The sequence below is a fragment of the Trichococcus flocculiformis genome, from assembly GCF_963662535.1.
Lineage (GTDB): Bacteria > Bacillota > Bacilli > Lactobacillales > Aerococcaceae > Trichococcus > Trichococcus flocculiformis.
The window spans coordinates 1663127-1679355 of record NZ_OY759718.1 but is presented as its reverse complement, the minus strand read 5'-3'; the positions used below and the strand labels follow the sequence as shown (position 1 = coordinate 1679355).

General features: G+C 45.5%; 17 protein-coding genes. 5 read left to right on the top strand and 12 right to left on the bottom strand.

The features are described from left to right. Positions 1-103: 103 nt before the first annotated feature. Positions 104-2554 (bottom strand): DNA translocase FtsK, encoded by a 2451-nt coding sequence (locus ACKPCD_RS08080; RefSeq protein WP_321432904.1) that lies wholly within the window; start codon positions 2552-2554, stop codon positions 104-106. Positions 2555-2763: 209 nt separating this feature from the next. Further along, the gene (locus tag ACKPCD_RS08075) at positions 2764-3060 is read right to left on the bottom strand and encodes a DUF1033 family protein (protein WP_068560554.1); all 297 of its coding nucleotides are present in this window, start codon (positions 3058-3060) and stop codon (positions 2764-2766) included. 149 nt (positions 3061-3209) lie between these two features. Between ACKPCD_RS08075 and ACKPCD_RS08070 the strand changes: the two genes are divergently transcribed. After that, positions 3210-3485 (top strand): acylphosphatase, encoded by a 276-nt coding sequence (locus ACKPCD_RS08070; protein WP_321432903.1) that lies wholly within the window; start codon positions 3210-3212, stop codon positions 3483-3485. A 62-nt stretch (positions 3486-3547) separates the two neighbouring features. After that, positions 3548-4480, top strand: a complete 933-nt coding sequence (yidC, locus tag ACKPCD_RS08065) for a membrane protein insertase YidC (protein WP_288924661.1) — start codon at positions 3548-3550, stop codon at positions 4478-4480. A 109-nt stretch (positions 4481-4589) separates the two neighbouring features. Here yidC and ACKPCD_RS08060 read toward each other — a convergent pair whose 3' ends face one another. The 3 genes from ACKPCD_RS08060 to gndA all read right to left on the bottom strand — a co-directional run bounded on the left by ACKPCD_RS08060 (position 4590) and on the right by gndA (position 8404). Further along, on the bottom strand, positions 4590-6071 hold the full coding sequence (locus ACKPCD_RS08060; RefSeq protein ID WP_178137781.1) for a HAMP domain-containing sensor histidine kinase: 1482 nt from the start codon (positions 6069-6071) through the stop codon (positions 4590-4592). 22 nt (positions 6072-6093) lie between these two features. After that, positions 6094-6795, bottom strand: coding sequence for a response regulator transcription factor (locus tag ACKPCD_RS08055; protein WP_068560548.1), 702 nt, complete (start codon positions 6793-6795; stop codon positions 6094-6096). Between the two features lie 172 nt (positions 6796-6967). After that, complete coding sequence (gene gndA, locus ACKPCD_RS08050; RefSeq protein WP_068560544.1) at positions 6968-8404, bottom strand: NADP-dependent phosphogluconate dehydrogenase; 1437 nt, start codon at positions 8402-8404, stop codon at positions 6968-6970. A 153-nt stretch (positions 8405-8557) separates the two neighbouring features. Between gndA and ACKPCD_RS08045 the strand changes: the two genes are divergently transcribed. Then, positions 8558-8722 carry a DUF4044 domain-containing protein gene (locus ACKPCD_RS08045; protein WP_321432902.1) on the top strand — a complete coding sequence of 55 codons (165 nt, stop codon included), beginning with the start codon at positions 8558-8560 and terminating at the stop codon, positions 8720-8722. A gap of 64 nt (positions 8723-8786) precedes the next feature. On the opposite strand, the gene ACKPCD_RS08040 is transcribed toward ACKPCD_RS08045, so the two are convergent. From ACKPCD_RS08040 to rpmG, 6 genes are all read right to left on the bottom strand, one after another. Beyond that, positions 8787-9188 (bottom strand): rhodanese-like domain-containing protein, encoded by a 402-nt coding sequence (locus ACKPCD_RS08040; protein WP_083546410.1) that lies wholly within the window; start codon positions 9186-9188, stop codon positions 8787-8789. Between the two features lie 83 nt (positions 9189-9271). Beyond that, positions 9272-10360 carry a TolB family protein gene (locus tag ACKPCD_RS08035; RefSeq protein WP_321432901.1) on the bottom strand — a complete coding sequence of 363 codons (1089 nt, stop codon included), beginning with the start codon at positions 10358-10360 and terminating at the stop codon, positions 9272-9274. Between the two features lie 66 nt (positions 10361-10426). Beyond that, a complete protein-coding gene (locus tag ACKPCD_RS08030) occupies positions 10427-11395 on the bottom strand; it encodes an ROK family glucokinase (protein WP_086990459.1) in 969 nt (322 codons plus the stop codon). A 29-nt stretch (positions 11396-11424) separates the two neighbouring features. Next, positions 11425-12123, bottom strand: coding sequence for a rhomboid family intramembrane serine protease (locus tag ACKPCD_RS08025; RefSeq protein WP_321432900.1), 699 nt, complete (start codon positions 12121-12123; stop codon positions 11425-11427). A gap of 35 nt (positions 12124-12158) precedes the next feature. Beyond that, the gene (locus tag ACKPCD_RS08020) at positions 12159-12704 is read right to left on the bottom strand and encodes a 5-formyltetrahydrofolate cyclo-ligase (RefSeq protein WP_321432899.1); all 546 of its coding nucleotides are present in this window, start codon (positions 12702-12704) and stop codon (positions 12159-12161) included. Between the two features lie 103 nt (positions 12705-12807). Further along, complete coding sequence (gene rpmG / locus ACKPCD_RS08015; protein ID WP_068560829.1) at positions 12808-12957, bottom strand: 50S ribosomal protein L33; 150 nt, start codon at positions 12955-12957, stop codon at positions 12808-12810. 211 nt (positions 12958-13168) lie between these two features. On the opposite strand from rpmG, the gene ACKPCD_RS08010 reads away from it, so the two are divergent. Further along, positions 13169-13543 carry a DUF6115 domain-containing protein gene (locus tag ACKPCD_RS08010; protein WP_321432898.1) on the top strand — a complete coding sequence of 125 codons (375 nt, stop codon included), beginning with the start codon at positions 13169-13171 and terminating at the stop codon, positions 13541-13543. A gap of 13 nt (positions 13544-13556) precedes the next feature. Next, the gene (locus ACKPCD_RS08005; protein ID WP_321432897.1) at positions 13557-14063 is read left to right on the top strand and encodes a hypothetical protein; all 507 of its coding nucleotides are present in this window, start codon (positions 13557-13559) and stop codon (positions 14061-14063) included. A 97-nt stretch (positions 14064-14160) separates the two neighbouring features. Here the strand turns inward: ACKPCD_RS08005 and ACKPCD_RS08000 are convergent, their stop codons facing one another. Next, the gene (locus tag ACKPCD_RS08000; RefSeq protein ID WP_321432896.1) at positions 14161-16209 is read right to left on the bottom strand and encodes a peptidoglycan D,D-transpeptidase FtsI family protein; all 2049 of its coding nucleotides are present in this window, start codon (positions 16207-16209) and stop codon (positions 14161-14163) included. Between the last annotated feature and the right edge of the window lie 20 nt (positions 16210-16229).

Sequence of the window (16229 nt, the reverse complement as noted above, 5' to 3'; positions counted from 1 at the left end):
CAAAAAATATCATATCATGTATTCTCTAAAAAATAAACGATATTGATTTGTTTTGTAATCGTTTTTTCATTTAATATCCATATATTTGTAGGTATGGTCTGGGTTAAACCTCAGAATCATAGGGTAAATCCGCATCATTTTCATATATATTCTCATTAATGTTCACTTTTCTGGGCTTGCTTCCATCGGCCGGCCCGACAATCCCTCTCGCTTCCATCTCGTCGATCAGCCGCGCTGCGCGATTATAACCGATCCGGAACCTCCGTTGCAATTTGGAAATGCTTGCTGTTTCGTCCAATCTGATGAATTCTACCGCTTCCCCGAAGAGGTCATCTTCCGGTTCATCGCTTGCGGTTGCCACCGTTTCGGTCGGCATCATTTCCTCGACATAGTTCGCTTCTTGCTGATTTTTGACGAAAGTGACAATGTGCTCGACTTCTTCGTCGGATATGAACGCCCCTTGCACACGAATCGGTTTATTTTCCCCCATCGGACGGAAGAGCATATCGCCTCTGCCCAATAATTTCTCTGCCCCGGAGCCATCGATTATCGTTCTCGAATCAATAGAACTGGACACGGCAAATGCAATCCGGGAAGGAACGTTTGCTTTGATGATCCCGGTGATGACATCGACACTTGGTCGTTGCGTAGCCAAAATCATATGGATTCCCGCCGCTCGCGCCATCTGAGCCAATCGGGTGATCGCATCTTCAACCTCATTACTTGCTACCATCATCAAATCGGCTAATTCATCCACGATGACCACTATATATGGCAATGTGGGATTATTTTCCCCGTTTTCTAAATTATATTCGACAATCAGATTGTTGTATCCGTCGATGTTGCGCATACCAGTACCGGCGAATAGTTCATATCTTCGTTCCATTTCGGTCACAACTTTATGGAGCGCTTGCGCCGCTTTGCGCGGATTTGTGACAACTGGTGTCAGCAAATGAGGAATTCCGTTATAGACATTCAGTTCGACCATTTTCGGATCAATCATCATCATCTTCACTTCGTTTGGCTTGGCTTTCATCAATATGCTTGTGATGATGCCATTGATGCAGACGGATTTTCCGCTTCCGGTCGCACCCGCAATCAGCAGATGGGGCATCTTCGTCAGATTCGCACTTTGTACGACGCCCGAGATATCCCGGCCTAATGGTACTTCCAACAGCTTATCGGTGTGCTTCTGACCTTCCATGACATCACGGAAGGAGACGACGCTGACCTCACTGTTCGGCACTTCTATACCAATGAAGGATTTTCCGGGTATCGGCGCTTCGATACGGATATCTTTTGCTGCCAAAGCTAAAGCCAAATCATCACTGAGGCTTACAATTTTGCTGACCTTCACCCCTACAGCTGGTTGGATTTCATATTTGGTCACGGCAGGCCCCAGGTTCGCTTTGGTGACTTTGGCCTCCACCCCGAAACTCGCGAACGTCTCTTCCAGCTTTTTGACATTTTTTTCGATTGTCGCATACTCATTCGATTGATCGATTGCCTTGATTTCATTCAACAGGGTGACCGGTGGCAAATGGTAATCCCTATTCTCCTGCTCGGCAGTGATTTCAAACTCCAACTCACTATTGTTGTCTTCCTCATCGCCAGCAGCCGTGGTCTTTGCCAGATTAGCCTGCTGGGAGGACGCGCTCTTTTCATTATCCGCATGTTTGTGTTCGGCTGCTTTTTCAAGTTGCTGCTGGAAACTGTCGATTTTCAGCTGAACGGGTTCGTGTTCTTTCGCGGAGAGTGTTTCCTTTTCCGAAGCTTTCAGAGCTTCCGCTTCTTCCTTCATCAATTGCTTCGCGGCCGATTCGCTTTTGATCTGATTTTTGGCTTTTTCGACTATCGAAGGCTTCTTGTCGACCGGAACACTATTTGATCTGGTCGGTTTCTTCACTGTTTTCGAATCGATGATCGAGCTGGCCACTTTATCTTTCGTGTAAAGCACCGCTCGTTTGCTGTTGTGTCCGAAGATCAAAGCAACTTTGCGCACAATTTCCATGACATCATGCGTCGTAAAGCCGAATAGGACCGCCACACCAAAAAATACAAGCAGGCCGATAATGATGTAGGTGCCCCATTGTGAAACCAAAAAATAGGTTCCGCTATAAAAGGCTGCTCCGATTAAGCCCCCGCCCATCTCCGAAGCCGTATCAGCTTGCCTGACATCGGTCAAAAAACGTGCAAGCGTAAGGGACACGACCGACGCGCCCTCCGCAACGATTGTCATAAAAGCCTGTGAATGGAGATAAAGCAGCGCTGCTGAATAAAGCAGGATGCCACTGATCAGCCAATTCTTTCTTATTTTTGGTCCTTTCCCTCTCAAAATCAGGTACAGACCATAGGCACCGAAGAGCGCCAAGCTGACCGGATAGGTTTCACCGACAAAAAAACGGAAAAAATTCGCCAGCGCTATACCAGCAAAACCGAGTTGCCCGATCCCTAAGGCTGCACTAAAAAGAAACAGCACGCCGATGAGCTCGTAAGATATCTTTTGCCCGGTGGCCTTCTTTTTCTTTCTTGTTGTCGTCGTTCGTTTCGCCAAACATGCCAACTCCTTTTTTATCTTTACTCAAAACCACTGCCCGTTTGCATAAAACAGCGGTCCATAGATTGTTCGTTTGATTACCCGTATCGGTTCATTATACTACAAAATGAACCCTTTTCGAGGCTATTTTTTAATCAATCCACGCGGACAAAAAGCTTCTGTTTTCCGTCAATGCGGGCAACAGAAGCTTTTTGGAATTTGGTCGATCATTCTTGAAGAAGTTTTTTCCCATCCTGCAGAAGCATCAGTCCATGATATAGTTGCACATCGTCATCGCAATTTTCACAAAAACGGATTTCTCCGTCTGACCAGTAGGCAGTCAGGTAGGTTTCTTTTGTTTTTTGGAATGGGTAGACGACCGATAATTTTTCCGCAGCCCGCTCATAGGCAGCGACTGCCTCCTGGAAATCGGCGTAGTCTGTCGATTCCACAATGAAATCCATCCAGTCTTCAAAAAACCACCAAGGCTCATATTCTCCCTCAGTCCGTATCACCTGGTACACGCTATCACCTTCTTTGTTGCAAAAAGTATAGCACAGCTCGAAAAAAAATTCCCGCGCAAGGTATCGTGATTGAAACTTCTTGGCGAAGACGGTAAACTGAAATTACAAGTTGCACCGTATGCTTATCCTAGAATCTGGAGGTAATCTGAATGAAAAAAATCAAGATGACCGTAAGCGGTCGGGTACAGGGCGTTGGGTTCCGTTACATGACAAAAATGGTGGCTGACCAGATCGGCATTACCGGCATCGTCAGGAACGAGGCCGACGGAAGCGTCTATATCGAAGCTGTCGGACCTGGCGATAAGATCGATACCTTCATCGCGGCAGTCAAACGCAGTCCCTCGCCAAGCGGCAAAGTAGATAGCTGCTCCATACTTGAAGACGCCAACATTGAGAATTATATAAGTTTTCGCGTAACCAATTGAATATATTTCCCCCTTCAGGTATAGTGGTAATGTTATCGAAAAATTGTAAAGGAACGTGAACGATGAAACTTAAAAAGAAATTATTGCTTTCCGCAGAAATGATGGCCTTATTAGTGGTCCTGACAGGCTGCATGCAATATGATGAGAATAAAAATCCAACCGGCTTCATTTACGACTATTTGGTAGTACCTACAGGCAATTTGATCGTTATGCTGGCAGAAATGCTTAACGGCAATTATGGGCTGGCCATCATCGCCATCACAATCATTGTCCGCTTGGCCATCATGCCCTTGAACTTTAGCCAAATCAAAAAAACGATGGTACAACAAGAGAAAATGAAGTATATCAAACCAGAATTGGAAGATATCCAATTCCGTCAAAAAAATGCACAATCGCCTGAAGAAAAAGCGGCGGTTTCGCAGGAAATGATGGCGTTGTACAAGGAAAACAACATCAGCATGACAGGCGGCGTTGGTTGCTTACCGATTCTTATCCAGATGCCGATTTTTACAGCTATGTATCAGGCCGTCAACCTGACGCCGGAAATCTCCCAAAGCACATTCCTTGGCATCAACCTTGGTGTCAGCAGTCCGTTGTTGGCAATCCTGGCGGGTGTGGCCTATGTGATCCAAGGCTACGTTTCCACAATCGGCATGCCTCAGGAAACCAAGTCACAGATGAAATCAATGATGCTGATGAATCCGATCATGATTCTTATGTTCTCATGGTCTTCACCAGCAGGATTGGCTCTTTATTGGTTAGCTGGCGGTATTTTCGCTGCAGCCCAGACTGCGCTTCAGAATCACATGATCAAACCTAAAATCCAGAAGCAAGTCGAAGAAGAAATGAAAGATCGTCCAATCAAGAAGAATGTGAAGATGGCCAAACCAGCGTCACAGTCAACCTCAACGCAATCTGTTAAGGCTCTGCCGGCTAAGAATCAACAAACTGGTGGCAAAAAAGGTCGCAACGCAGGCAAGCAGACCAGATCTTAAGCACTGCACAACTATAAAAGAAAAGCAGGAAGCGGCTCACACATGAGCTGGCTTCCTGCTTTTTTGTAGTTTATTTTTGGCACGAGGCAAATGTTTTACTATCCAACGTCTACAGCTCCTCGTCCGGTACATAATTCTTCAGAATCGGCAATTGGATTCGGAAAACAGATCCATGGCCCAATACGCTTTCGACAGTGATATCGCCTTTATAGCCTTCCAATAATTCTTTTGCAATCGACAAGCCCAAGCCGTTCCCGCCCTTATTCCGAGACCTGGCTTTATCGACACGGTAAAAACGCGAAAAAATCTTTTGCTGATCTTCCTGGGACATCCCCTCGCCAAAATCTTGGATAGCAATCTGGACGTAGGACATGGATTCGGAAATCGAAAGATGGATTTCATGCCGGTCGGTCGAATATTTAACGGCATTGTCCATCAATATCACAAGTATCTGCTCAAAATGGTTGCGATAGATATTCACGTAAATCTCGCGATTCAAATCATCATCCAGATTGAAAACAAAATCCGGATACAGCATCTTAAAGTTGTGGAACGTATGCAGCACGACATTCCGGATCGGCGTAACTTCATTTTTATAGTGGATTTCTACTTGTTCCGCTCTTGAAAGGTCAAGCATCTCCTGGACCAAAGTCTTCATTCTCTGGATTTCAGTCAAGGAGGCGGCAAGGGATTCATCCAGGATTTGCGGGTCTTCCTTGCCCCAACGGTTCAGTAATTTCAGATGGCCCTCAACAATAGCCGTAGGGGTGCGCAGCTCATGCGATACATCCTCCACAAACTGCTTTTGCTGAGTAACATACAATGCCATCTTGTCCAAGAGACCGTTTATATGGACAGAAAGATCGGTAAATTCGTCCTTACTTTTCGATATTTTAATCCGGGTCTCTGACAATGTATCCTCTTCGATCGCATCCATCGTGTCGACCATCTGTTTGATCGGCCTGAAGAAGTAAATGGCGATGCCGTAGCCGGCAGCTGCTGACAAAACAAGCACAATCGCCGTCACTAACCAGAAATACTGTTTCATCTGCGAGACCACAGTGTGATAATCATTCAATCGAAAAACGATCTGCACATATCCCAACAGAAAGGACTCTTCCTTACTTAGGATCGGGCCACCTGCGACAAACGCTTCAAGATTATTCAGTTTCGTCTCGCGTAAATAAGTATCGGGATTTTTTATGAATGTCGTATAGCTCTTCTGTGTTTCATAGAGCAGCTGTCCCTCTGTATCAAATACGCGTATGTTCGCCCCTCTGTTCTTGAGATCCTCCAAAAACGGGTAATTACCGACAGACTGAAGGCCTTTCGTCACGGTGGAAACAGAAATTTTCTCGAACATGCTTTCGACACTGTTGACGGACAACTTCGTGTCAATTTCAGATAAGGCAGTTTGGACCGAATAGAGAAGGTTCTCGGCTTCATCTTTTTGTTCATCGTAATGATAACCTGTATAGACATTCAGCATGAGTAAAGCGGACAGAAAGTACAGCAGGAAGAAAGCGATACTTAAAAGAAAACCCCATTTCCACCGAATGGACTTGGGATTTCCTCTTTTTTTGGTTGGCATATAATTGATTCTGCGCATAGTATTATGAGCGCATGACGTATCCGGTGCCACGAACCGTTTGGATATAACTTTCTTGGCCGGCTACATCGATTTTGTTGCGCAGATATCGGATATATACATCGACTACGTTTGTTTCCACTTCTGTTTTGTATCCCCATACTTTGTTCAGCAATACATCCCTTGAAAGGACAACGTTTATGTTTTCCATTAGGATCAATAATAATTCGTATTCGCGTTTTGTCAATTCGATGTGCTCGTCGCCTCGACGTACGACACGATTTTCTTTTTCGATCGTCAAATCACGATAAGTGACTGTCGTCTGTTTAACCTTGCGCTGCTCTTCTTCGATATCGATGCGACGCAGCAAAGCGCGCACCCTTGCCAAAAGTTCTTCGATGGCAAATGGCTTCACGATGTAATCATCCGCTCCATGATCCAAACCGGATACGCGGTCAATTACGGAATCGCGGGCAGTCATGATGATGATTGGCGTATCTTTGACCGGGCGCAAGCGACGGCAAACTTCGATACCATTCAGTTCCGGTAACATCAGATCCAATAGGATGACATCCCAGTCCTGGTTCATGGCAGCTTCAAGGCCGGCTCTACCGTTGTAGCAAATTTCCGTTTCGTAGCCTTCGTGTTTTAACTCAAGCTCGATGAAACGCGCCAGATTTTTTTCATCTTCGATAATCAATATTCTTTGTTTGTCTCTATTTTCCATAGAATTCTCCCCTAATGTCTCATTTGAATAATAACAACATGCCATTACAATTTCATTTTATTTTAACACACTGTCGGGAATTTTTCCTGATTAAATGATCCTGATAGTAAAATGTCATCCGAAGCACAGCTCCGGATGACGTAATTGTTGGCCAAAATGGCGTTTTATCCCTTTAGTCTTGTGGAACTTCCACTTCTTTATCCCACTCAAAGTGATAAGCACCCGCTCTATCGGTGCGCTCGTAAGTATGCGCTCCAAAGTAATCGCGTTGCGCTTGAATGATGTTCGCTGGCAAGACAGCTGAACGGTAAGAATCGAAATAAGCTACCGCAGATGAGAATGTCGGTACCGGAACTCCTGCAGTCACAGCCGTTGCAACCACTTCACGTACAGCTCCTTGGTACTGTTTCGTGATCTCTACGAAGTAGTCATCCAACAACAAGTTCTGCAATTCAGGATTTTTCTCGTAAGCATCCGTGATGTTTTGCAGGAATTGCGCACGGATGATACAGCCTGCGCGCCAAATTTTAGCGATTTCGCCGTAATTCAGATCCCAATCATTTTCTTCGCTGGCAACGCGCAATTGAGCGAAGCCTTGCGCATAGCTCATAATTTTGCTGAAGTATAGCGCTTTGCGGATACTCTCAACAAACGCCGCTTTGTCCAAACCTTCTTCAGTTGCAGCGGCAGGTCCGGTCAGAATTTCGCTGGCAGCGACACGTTCTGTCTTCAAAGCGGAGATGTAGCGGGCAAAAACGGATTCGGTGATCAATGGCAACGGCACACCCAAGTCCAAAGCGCTTTGGGAAGTCCATTTACCCGTGCCTTTGTTGCCGGCGCGGTCCAAAATAATCTCAACCATTGGCTTGCCTGTTGCAGGGTCGTATTTAGTCAAGATATCAGCAGTGATGTCGATCAGGAAGCTGTCCAGCTCGCCTTTGTTCCATTCGATGAAGACTGCCGCGATTTCTTCCACTGACATGCCAAGATATTTGAACATGATGTCGTAGGCTTCCGCAATCAATTGCATATCCCCGTACTCGATTCCGTTATGGACCATCTTAACGAAATGTCCGGCACCATCTTTGCCGATATACGCTACACACGGCTCACCATCTGGAGCTTTTGCGGAAATTTGTTCTAAAATCGGTGCAACAAGATCATAGGCATCACGTTGTCCTCCTGGCATGATTGAAGGACCTTTCAAGGCGCCTTCTTCACCGCCGGAAACACCCGTTCCGATGAAATTGATGCCTGAATTTTCCAACTCCTTGCTGCGGCGGATTGTATCTTTGTAGAAAGTATTCCCTCCGTCGATCAGGATATCTCCTTTATCCAAATGAGGCAGCAACGATTGAATCGTTTTGTCAGTTGCCTCCCCTGCCTTTACCATCATCATGATTCTTCTTGGTTTTTCCAAAGATTCAACGAACTCTTCGATTGTATAAGTAGGAACCAGTTTTTTTTCTGGATTTTCCGCGATCACTTGCTCAGTCTTTGAGCCGGAGCGGTTGAATACAGATACAGAATAACCTCTGCTTTCAATGTTCAATGCTAGATTTTTGCCCATTACGGCCATCCCGACAACGCCAATTTGCTGTTTTGACATAAATAAATTCTCCCTTCATGATAAACACATCATTCTATAATCTTAATCCTAACAAAAATTTACTTAAATGGAAAGCAAACAATTGAAAATAATGGCTTTCTTTTCTTCCCCTCGGTTCTCAACATTTACTTTTACATTTTAATGTTGTAAACTATGCCATGTAAAAAACAAAAGGTGGGAATAATGTTGACAAAGAAAACGGGTGCTACCTCTTCAAAATTCAATAAATTCAGCAAATTCATCATTTGGATCATGTTACTTACCATGGTCGGAGGAACTTTCCTTTCCGCTCTGTACTATTTGTTCCTAAATATGTAGGAAAAAACAATCAAAAAGGTTCCCGGAATCCATTAGCGGATTCCGGGAACCTTTTTCAATCGACTCAGATGCCTTTTTTGACTTTTCCATCCCAGCCGGCATAGCCGCCTTTCAGGATGAAAATATTTTTGTAGCCATTCTTTTTCAAAATTGCCGCACAACGTCCGCTCAACATGGCGTTTTGGTCATACAGATAGATCGGCTGATCTTTGCGGATTTCTGGATAGCGTTGCTTGAAGGCGGAATAAGCGATATTTCTCGCTCCCAAAATATGGCCTGCTTCGAACTCCGCTCTTTCGCGGACATCAATCAATTGCGCTTTCCGCAGATCTTTTCTGAACTCCTCTGCAGTCAGTGTTGTCGCTGCATTCTTTCTTTGGAAATAAAAATAAGCTTGATAAATGGCATATCCGATGATGAATATCCATAGTGCGATATTAAAAATATCAATTCCTGTTAAATTCAAAATAAATCCATCCTTTCGATAATCTTGCTCTCATATTTTACACTTGTGCAAGGCGCATTGCTACAGTTTTAACGACTTTTTTTCTATTCCGACAATTGTATCCAGCCATTGCGTTCCACATCGTACAGATACTCATAACGCTCCCCATAAAGCACGTAGCTCCCTTCTGGCGAAACAGAAATCGGAGCCATTCGTTCGACTTCAGTCAGCACCTTCAAAGCGTTTTCGGGAAAATCAATTTTTGCGAGTTCAAAGGTGATGCCGGCAGCGATGTCCGACTCCTGTTTCGGAAGCAAAGCAAATATCTCATCCGAGTCACGCCCTGTTTCGAATTCCGGGATGATCAGCCTGCTCCCATCTGCGATGCGCGGCAAGGCAACATAACCTTGAGCAATCAGAAGCGGATAGTAAGAAACCACAAACAACTCTTCCGCATTGAAATCGGAAGGTGTCACTACCCATACGGATTCGTCTTCCAAACCGTAAGCAAGGATTTCCTGATCGATGACAGTATCTTTGCCGGGAAAACGAACGTCGCTCAACACCAATGCAGAGACGCCATCATTTGCGGTTTTCTTTTGGAGGTACATATTTTCCGAATACCAAACCGGCATTTCCCCAGTGACCGGCAGTGCCACCATTGCTTCATCGGAAGATAAATCCCACAGATAATTTTCCAAACTGCCCACTGTTTTTTGAGCGGACAGAAACAACTTTCCTTCGTTTGCCGGATTCCAGGAAACACCCGTCAATAGTCCCTCGGAAAAACGAATTTCGGCAAGGGCATTACCTGACTTGTCGATCATCATAACATTATTTCCCCGTTGATTTGCGACTTGCACCAGAATTCGCCGACCATTTGCGGAAAGCGCGACAAAAACAAGCCGATCTGAAAAAGTTCGGATCGGCTGTTCTTTACCTGTGTCCAGGTCATGACTGTACAAACCGTATTCTCCATTTGATTCCAATGCAAGAAGAATAGTCGTATCGTCCAACCAACCTACCGTGTATAGGAATTCATCCTTAGGAATCGATCGGATGTCGGGGCCGGAAGACAGGCTTTGTTCACTTACCCCGGATTGCTCAGGATACGATAGTCGCTGTGCACAGGCAGTCAGAATAAGAATACTTGATAGCGAGAGAATGATTGGTGCTAGTCGCCTTTTTATCATGCCATTCCCCATCCTCCCGCATTTTCCTATCCGAAAAGTTTCCAGAGATTTTCTGCCTGGATTGATTTATTTGCTGGTTTCCATCAGTGCGAGGTAACATGCCCCAACTATCCCTGCGTCATTCCCAAGCGCGGCTAATTTTATATGCGTCGTTTTCTTGACGTTCGGGAATGTGAAGTCAGCGAAATAGGTTCTTACTTGCTCCAAAAGGTATTCCCCGGCTGCTGATACACCGCCACCGATGACGATATAAGCCGGATTCAAAAGATTGCCGATATGGCTGCAGGCCAAACCCAGATAATAGGCAGCGCGATCGACTACTAGTACAGCCAACTCGTCTCCCTCTTTTGCCAAATCAAAAATCATTTTGGAAGTAATCTCCTGGCCATCGTCGATGATGAATTTCAGCTGCGCGTTGCCGGCATATTCTTCAGCATGCTTGCGGGCCAATTTGACGACGCCTGTTGCGCTGGCGACGGTCTCCAAACAGCCTTTCTTTCCGCAGGTACAGTCAAATCCACCCGGTTCGACTGTCATGTGGCCGATTTCTCCTCCTGAACCTGCAGTACCATGTATCAGATTGCCTTCCGCAATGATTCCGCCGCCGACACCTGTGCCAAGTGTCACAAATACGACGTCACGATCATCAGCACCGGCGCCTCGCCATTTTTCCCCAAGCGCGGCAACGTTTGCATCATTGTCTATAAAAATAGGGATGCCTATTTCACGCTCGATTACTTCACGTACAGGCTGCAGCGTTTTCCAGTTCAGGTTGAAGGCCCCCTCTACAGTGCCTGCTTCACGGTCCACCGCTCCTGGCGACCCCATACCGATACCCTGAAAATCGTCTGCAGTCATTTTATAAAGATCCAGATGGTGTTTGATCGAAGCAACAATATCAGGTACGATATGCGCTCCCTCATCATTGATGTTCGTAGGGATGGTCCATTTTTGCTGGATATCGCCCTCTGCTGTCAAGATAGCCAGTTTTACTGAAGTACCGCCTAAATCTATTCCGATAAATTTTTTATACATGACATTTCCTCCAATTATTTAAATTATATCTAGTATAACGCAAAACCGGCCCGCATAAAACCCGTGTAAGCAAAGAATATAGCGTTCACAAAGTAAATGATCAGAAACAGCAACCTTTGTCCGTTTTGGCTTTTGGAAGTTCTTGGCATTGCGATGAATACGGCCGCCAACGCGCCTCCCAGCGCTCCGCCAAGATGGCCAAAATTATCGACAGCTGCGGAAAAAAAGCCGAAGAAGAAATTCAGGAAAATAAGCATTGTGAAACTACGGGCCATTTGCTGAATCCCCAAATTGTAAGGAAACTGTCGGCCCAGAACAATGGCTGCAGCGAACAACCCGAAAAGCGAGGTGCTTGCACCAGCGGAAATCGAATCATTGAAGGCGAAGCTCATCAGATTCCCCATCAAGCCGCTCAGGAGATAAATCAGCGCAAAACGCAAAGAGCCATAGAGACTTTCCATCTGTGTACCTAAGTAATACAGGGTGATACTGTTGACCAAAATGTGCGTGAAGCCTATGTGGATGAACATAGGTGCTATCAAACGCCACCACTCCCCTTGCGCGATGGCTGGATTGAATTTGGCGCCGAAAAGAATAAGCGTCAGTACATTGGTGCTTCCCCCGTTCAAGGTCATCAGCAGGAAGATAACAATCTGAATGGCCAAGAACAAATGTGTTACTGAGAATTTATCCGGCAAATAGGATTTTCTGGTATTATATGACCGCATCATGACACGTCCTTTCATTATGATCCTATTTTAAACTAGATTGTTGCCAGCAACAACTTTTGGATCGGCACATCAAAAGCTTCAATTTCCCAATGCGGATTCTTAAACAATTGGAATGGGAACAACACTGACAAGGTATGTCCGTTGTACGCAGCCAGATAGCGGTCATAATAACCGCCGCCGAACCCGATACGGAAACCTGTTTCTGAAAATGCCAATCCAGGAACGAGCAGCAGATCGATTTCTCCAGGCGGAACCGGATTGCTCTTATCGACAGGTTCCATGATACCGAATTTGCTTTTTGCCATCGCGACATCCGGCGAGTATTCATGAAAAGTCATCACACGATTCTTGCCGGAATAGGGAACAACCATCCGTTTGCCTTCTTCAAGTCCGTTTTTAATGATTGTATGTGTATCGATTTCCGGAAAATTGGACCATGTGACGCCTATCGTCTTTGAAGCTTTCCACTCTTGACTGGAGCAGACTGCTTTTGTCAATTCTTTTTCCATCCGAATGCGATCCTGGGCGGGCAAATCCCTCAGTTTCCCAAGCATTTCTTTTCTTATATATTCTTTCATCCAATAACCTCCTCAAGAAACAATCTGTCGCACACTATTTCTGCTTAAAATAAGCCTTCCGGAAAAAATAAAAAAACAACAGGATATCCTGTTGTCATTTTAATTATTTTGTTTCACGATGCAAAGTCACGCGTCTTTCACGTGGACAATATTTTTTCACTTCAAGACGGTCCGGGTTGTTACGTTTGTTTTTCTTTGATAAGTAATTACGTTCTTTACACTCCGTACATTCCAATGTAATATTTAACCGCATATTCTTCCCTCCAAACATAAAAAAATTGAAGATCGAATCATCTTCTGCGTTTCTCATTGTATCACTTCCGAAAAAATAATGCCACTATTTTTTGAACAAGTTATGCGGACATTCGATTTTTTCAGCTTTCTTCCAATTAAATTCCAGATAAGGTTGCAGAAACAAACGAATTTCATTAGAATGTTATCAGGCGTCAAAAAGAAGAATTGAGGTGACAAAGATGGAACAATGGACCATCGTGATTGTCTTGCTGACAATCGCAATCATATTGCTGTTTGCATCATTTTTCGTCAAGGATAATGATCGCAAATTCGTAGATGAGATGAGTGAATACACATTACAATTAACGGAAGAAATCCATGAATTGAAAAGACGACTCATCGCTGTGGAAGAGGAATTAGGAAAAGAAATTCCCGTCTCCGAAGACTCGCAGAACATCAAAAAAGTACACAACTTGACTAAGCAGCATATCATCACTTTGTATACAAGCGGAAGAACATTCGATGAGATTGCAGAACAACTGTCCGTCCCTATCACCACCGTGCAACTCGTTGTCGATAACTACATAGAGCAATCAATCGTATAGAGGAGAAAATAAAGTGAACAAACAAAAGCTTCGTTTTATATCCATCGGTTTTTTGTTGTCTGCCGTACTGTTGGCCGGCTTCCAGCTTTTCTATCCGGAAGCCCTTCCTGGCAGCACCTTCAACGGAGAAGCAACTGCCGATTCAACGGATTATCAAGAGAAATATGAAAGTACTTTGGCGGAATTGGAATTGCAGAAGCAACTCAATGAAGCAGCAACAAGCAGTGCGCCTAGTGAAGGAGCCGAAGTGGCATCCAGTGCTCCGGCTGAAGTCGCGAGTACTGCTGAAAGTTCAGCTGCCCCTGCCGCAAACACTCCCGTCACATTTGTCATCACTTCCGGACAACCGATGTCCGTCGTCATCGACAATCTGGTCAGTGCGGGACTCATTACCGATCGGGCTGTCTTTGAACAATACCTGAATGAACGGAATCTTGTCACGAAAATAAATATCGGAGAGTACCAATTGTCCCAGGACATGGGCTATGAAGTCATCGCCGATATGATCACACTGGAATAATGACCCACTCTACAAAGACAGAAGGAGCCGGAACAAGGATTGCAATATCCTTGTTCCGGCTCCTTCTTTGTGTCCATTTGAAATCGTCAGCCGATGGTTATTCCGCTGGCGTTGCGTAGTCCCCAGTATTGAAGTACGCATCGAAAACTTTCTTGGCAATCGGTGTAGCCCGGCCCGTATCCGTGCTGAGATAAGGAACCACTACGGTTACGGTGATTTCCGGATTGTCGAAGGGTGCGTAACCGACAAAGGTGGAGTTGAATACAATTTCACCCTTCAGATTATCATTGGTGCCACCATAGATGGCCTCCGCGGTCCCTGTTTTGGCGGCGACGTCGTTCGGATCTTTCCCGAATGTCGAATAAGCCGTCCCGTTCTCGCTGTGGGTTACTTGGTAAAACCCTTGCTGGACACGCTCCATCGCTTGCGCATCGACATCAACCAGATTCATCACTTTTGTCTCCAGAGTCGTTTCCAAAGCCCCCAGCGCTCCGTTCGCATCCGTACTGCGAATTTCTGAAACTAATTGAGGAGCATATCGGGTACCGCCGTTAGCGATGGTATTGATGTATTGCGACAATTGTAGGGTCGTGTAGAGATCGTACTGTCCGAATGCTTGGTCGACAACGTTAACTGCGGTCTGATCGAACCCCACCAATCCGCTGCCTTCATTCGGCAGGTCAATCCCCGTCTTCACACCCAAACCGAACTGGGCGAAGTAACTGCGCAGCTCATTGATCAGGTCTGCGGAAATATTCAAGGTGTCTCCTGATTCATAGTTTACTTGTCCCCCCATCAGCATCGCCAATTTGACCATGTAAATATTCGACGAGCGGGCCAATGCCTCGATATCGTTTATGGCTACTTGGCTGCCGACGTTCGGGTTGAACACTGATTTTTTCAATTTCGAACCTGGGAATTGCAGCGGTTCGTCGACGAGGACATTGTTATCCGTACTGATGACACCGCTCATGTATCCGGTCAGCACCATCGCGCCCTTAATGGCCGATCCCATTCCGTAACTGGCATTAATGACACCCAATGCATCATCCACAATTTCGTTTGAGGTCGAGCGTTGTTTGCCGGTCATACCCAGAATCTCACCTGTATTCGGATCCGATGCCACTATATACACCCGGTTGTTGTAAGAATCGACATTGCTGTTCAGGAAATCGGTAGCGATCTGTTCGATTTCCTTCTGAAAATCGATATCGATGGTCAAGACCAGATTATCCCCGGCTTTTCCTTCATAGGATTCCTCCCGCGTCACAACCTCACCTGATTGATTCGTGATCGTTTCCCATTGTGATTTCGTGCCTGAGAGCACCGACTCGTATTCTTGCTCCAAATAGGAATTCCCGACACGGTCATTTCTGGCGTACCCTTTTGCCAAATAGGTGGCGACTTTGTCGCTCGGCAAACCGATTTTTTCGCTGGTCACCCCTCCTAATATGCTCTTCAGCAAGTCGGACTCGGGATAGATCCTGACCCAATCCGTCGCGACATCCACTCCGGACAGACCGGACAAATTTTCGCTCACTTGGGCAAGTTCTTCATCCGTTACATCCTTATTTTTTATGCTGGTGGTCGACAAGGCATACGCGCTGTTCATTCGCTTGAAGATTGCGGCAATTTCTTTTTGTTCATCCGAATAAGCAATATCTTCCGCCGTTATTTTCGCTAGCTCCACTTCATACAATTCGGAACCAGGCAACAGCTTTTCATCATCCGACAGACGCTTCAACATCACTTCGTTGTTTATGGCTATCCAATAATCCTTCAGATCACGCTCCGTCAGTTCTTCAAAGCTGACGTTTATCAAACCCGCCAACGCAGCGGCAACCTTTGCCATTTCCTCGGCTGTCGTGTTTGCTCCTCTTGTGTAGGTTATGGAATGCTGTGGTTCATTGCCCACAAGGATGTTGCCGTCTCTGTCGTATATCAAACCGCGCGGCACCGATTCCGTCACAAGTGTCGTTTCCGTACGTTTTACGATAGCCTCAAATTCATCGCCGCGAACGATCTGCAGGTATCCCAATCGGAATATCACCGCCGAAAACAGCGAGAACACGATAAAAAAGAGCAGGTTCAACCGAAATGGGATATGCGATTTTCTCTTTCTTTTGTTTTGGGTATTATCTTCCAATTTTGCACCTTCCTAAAACC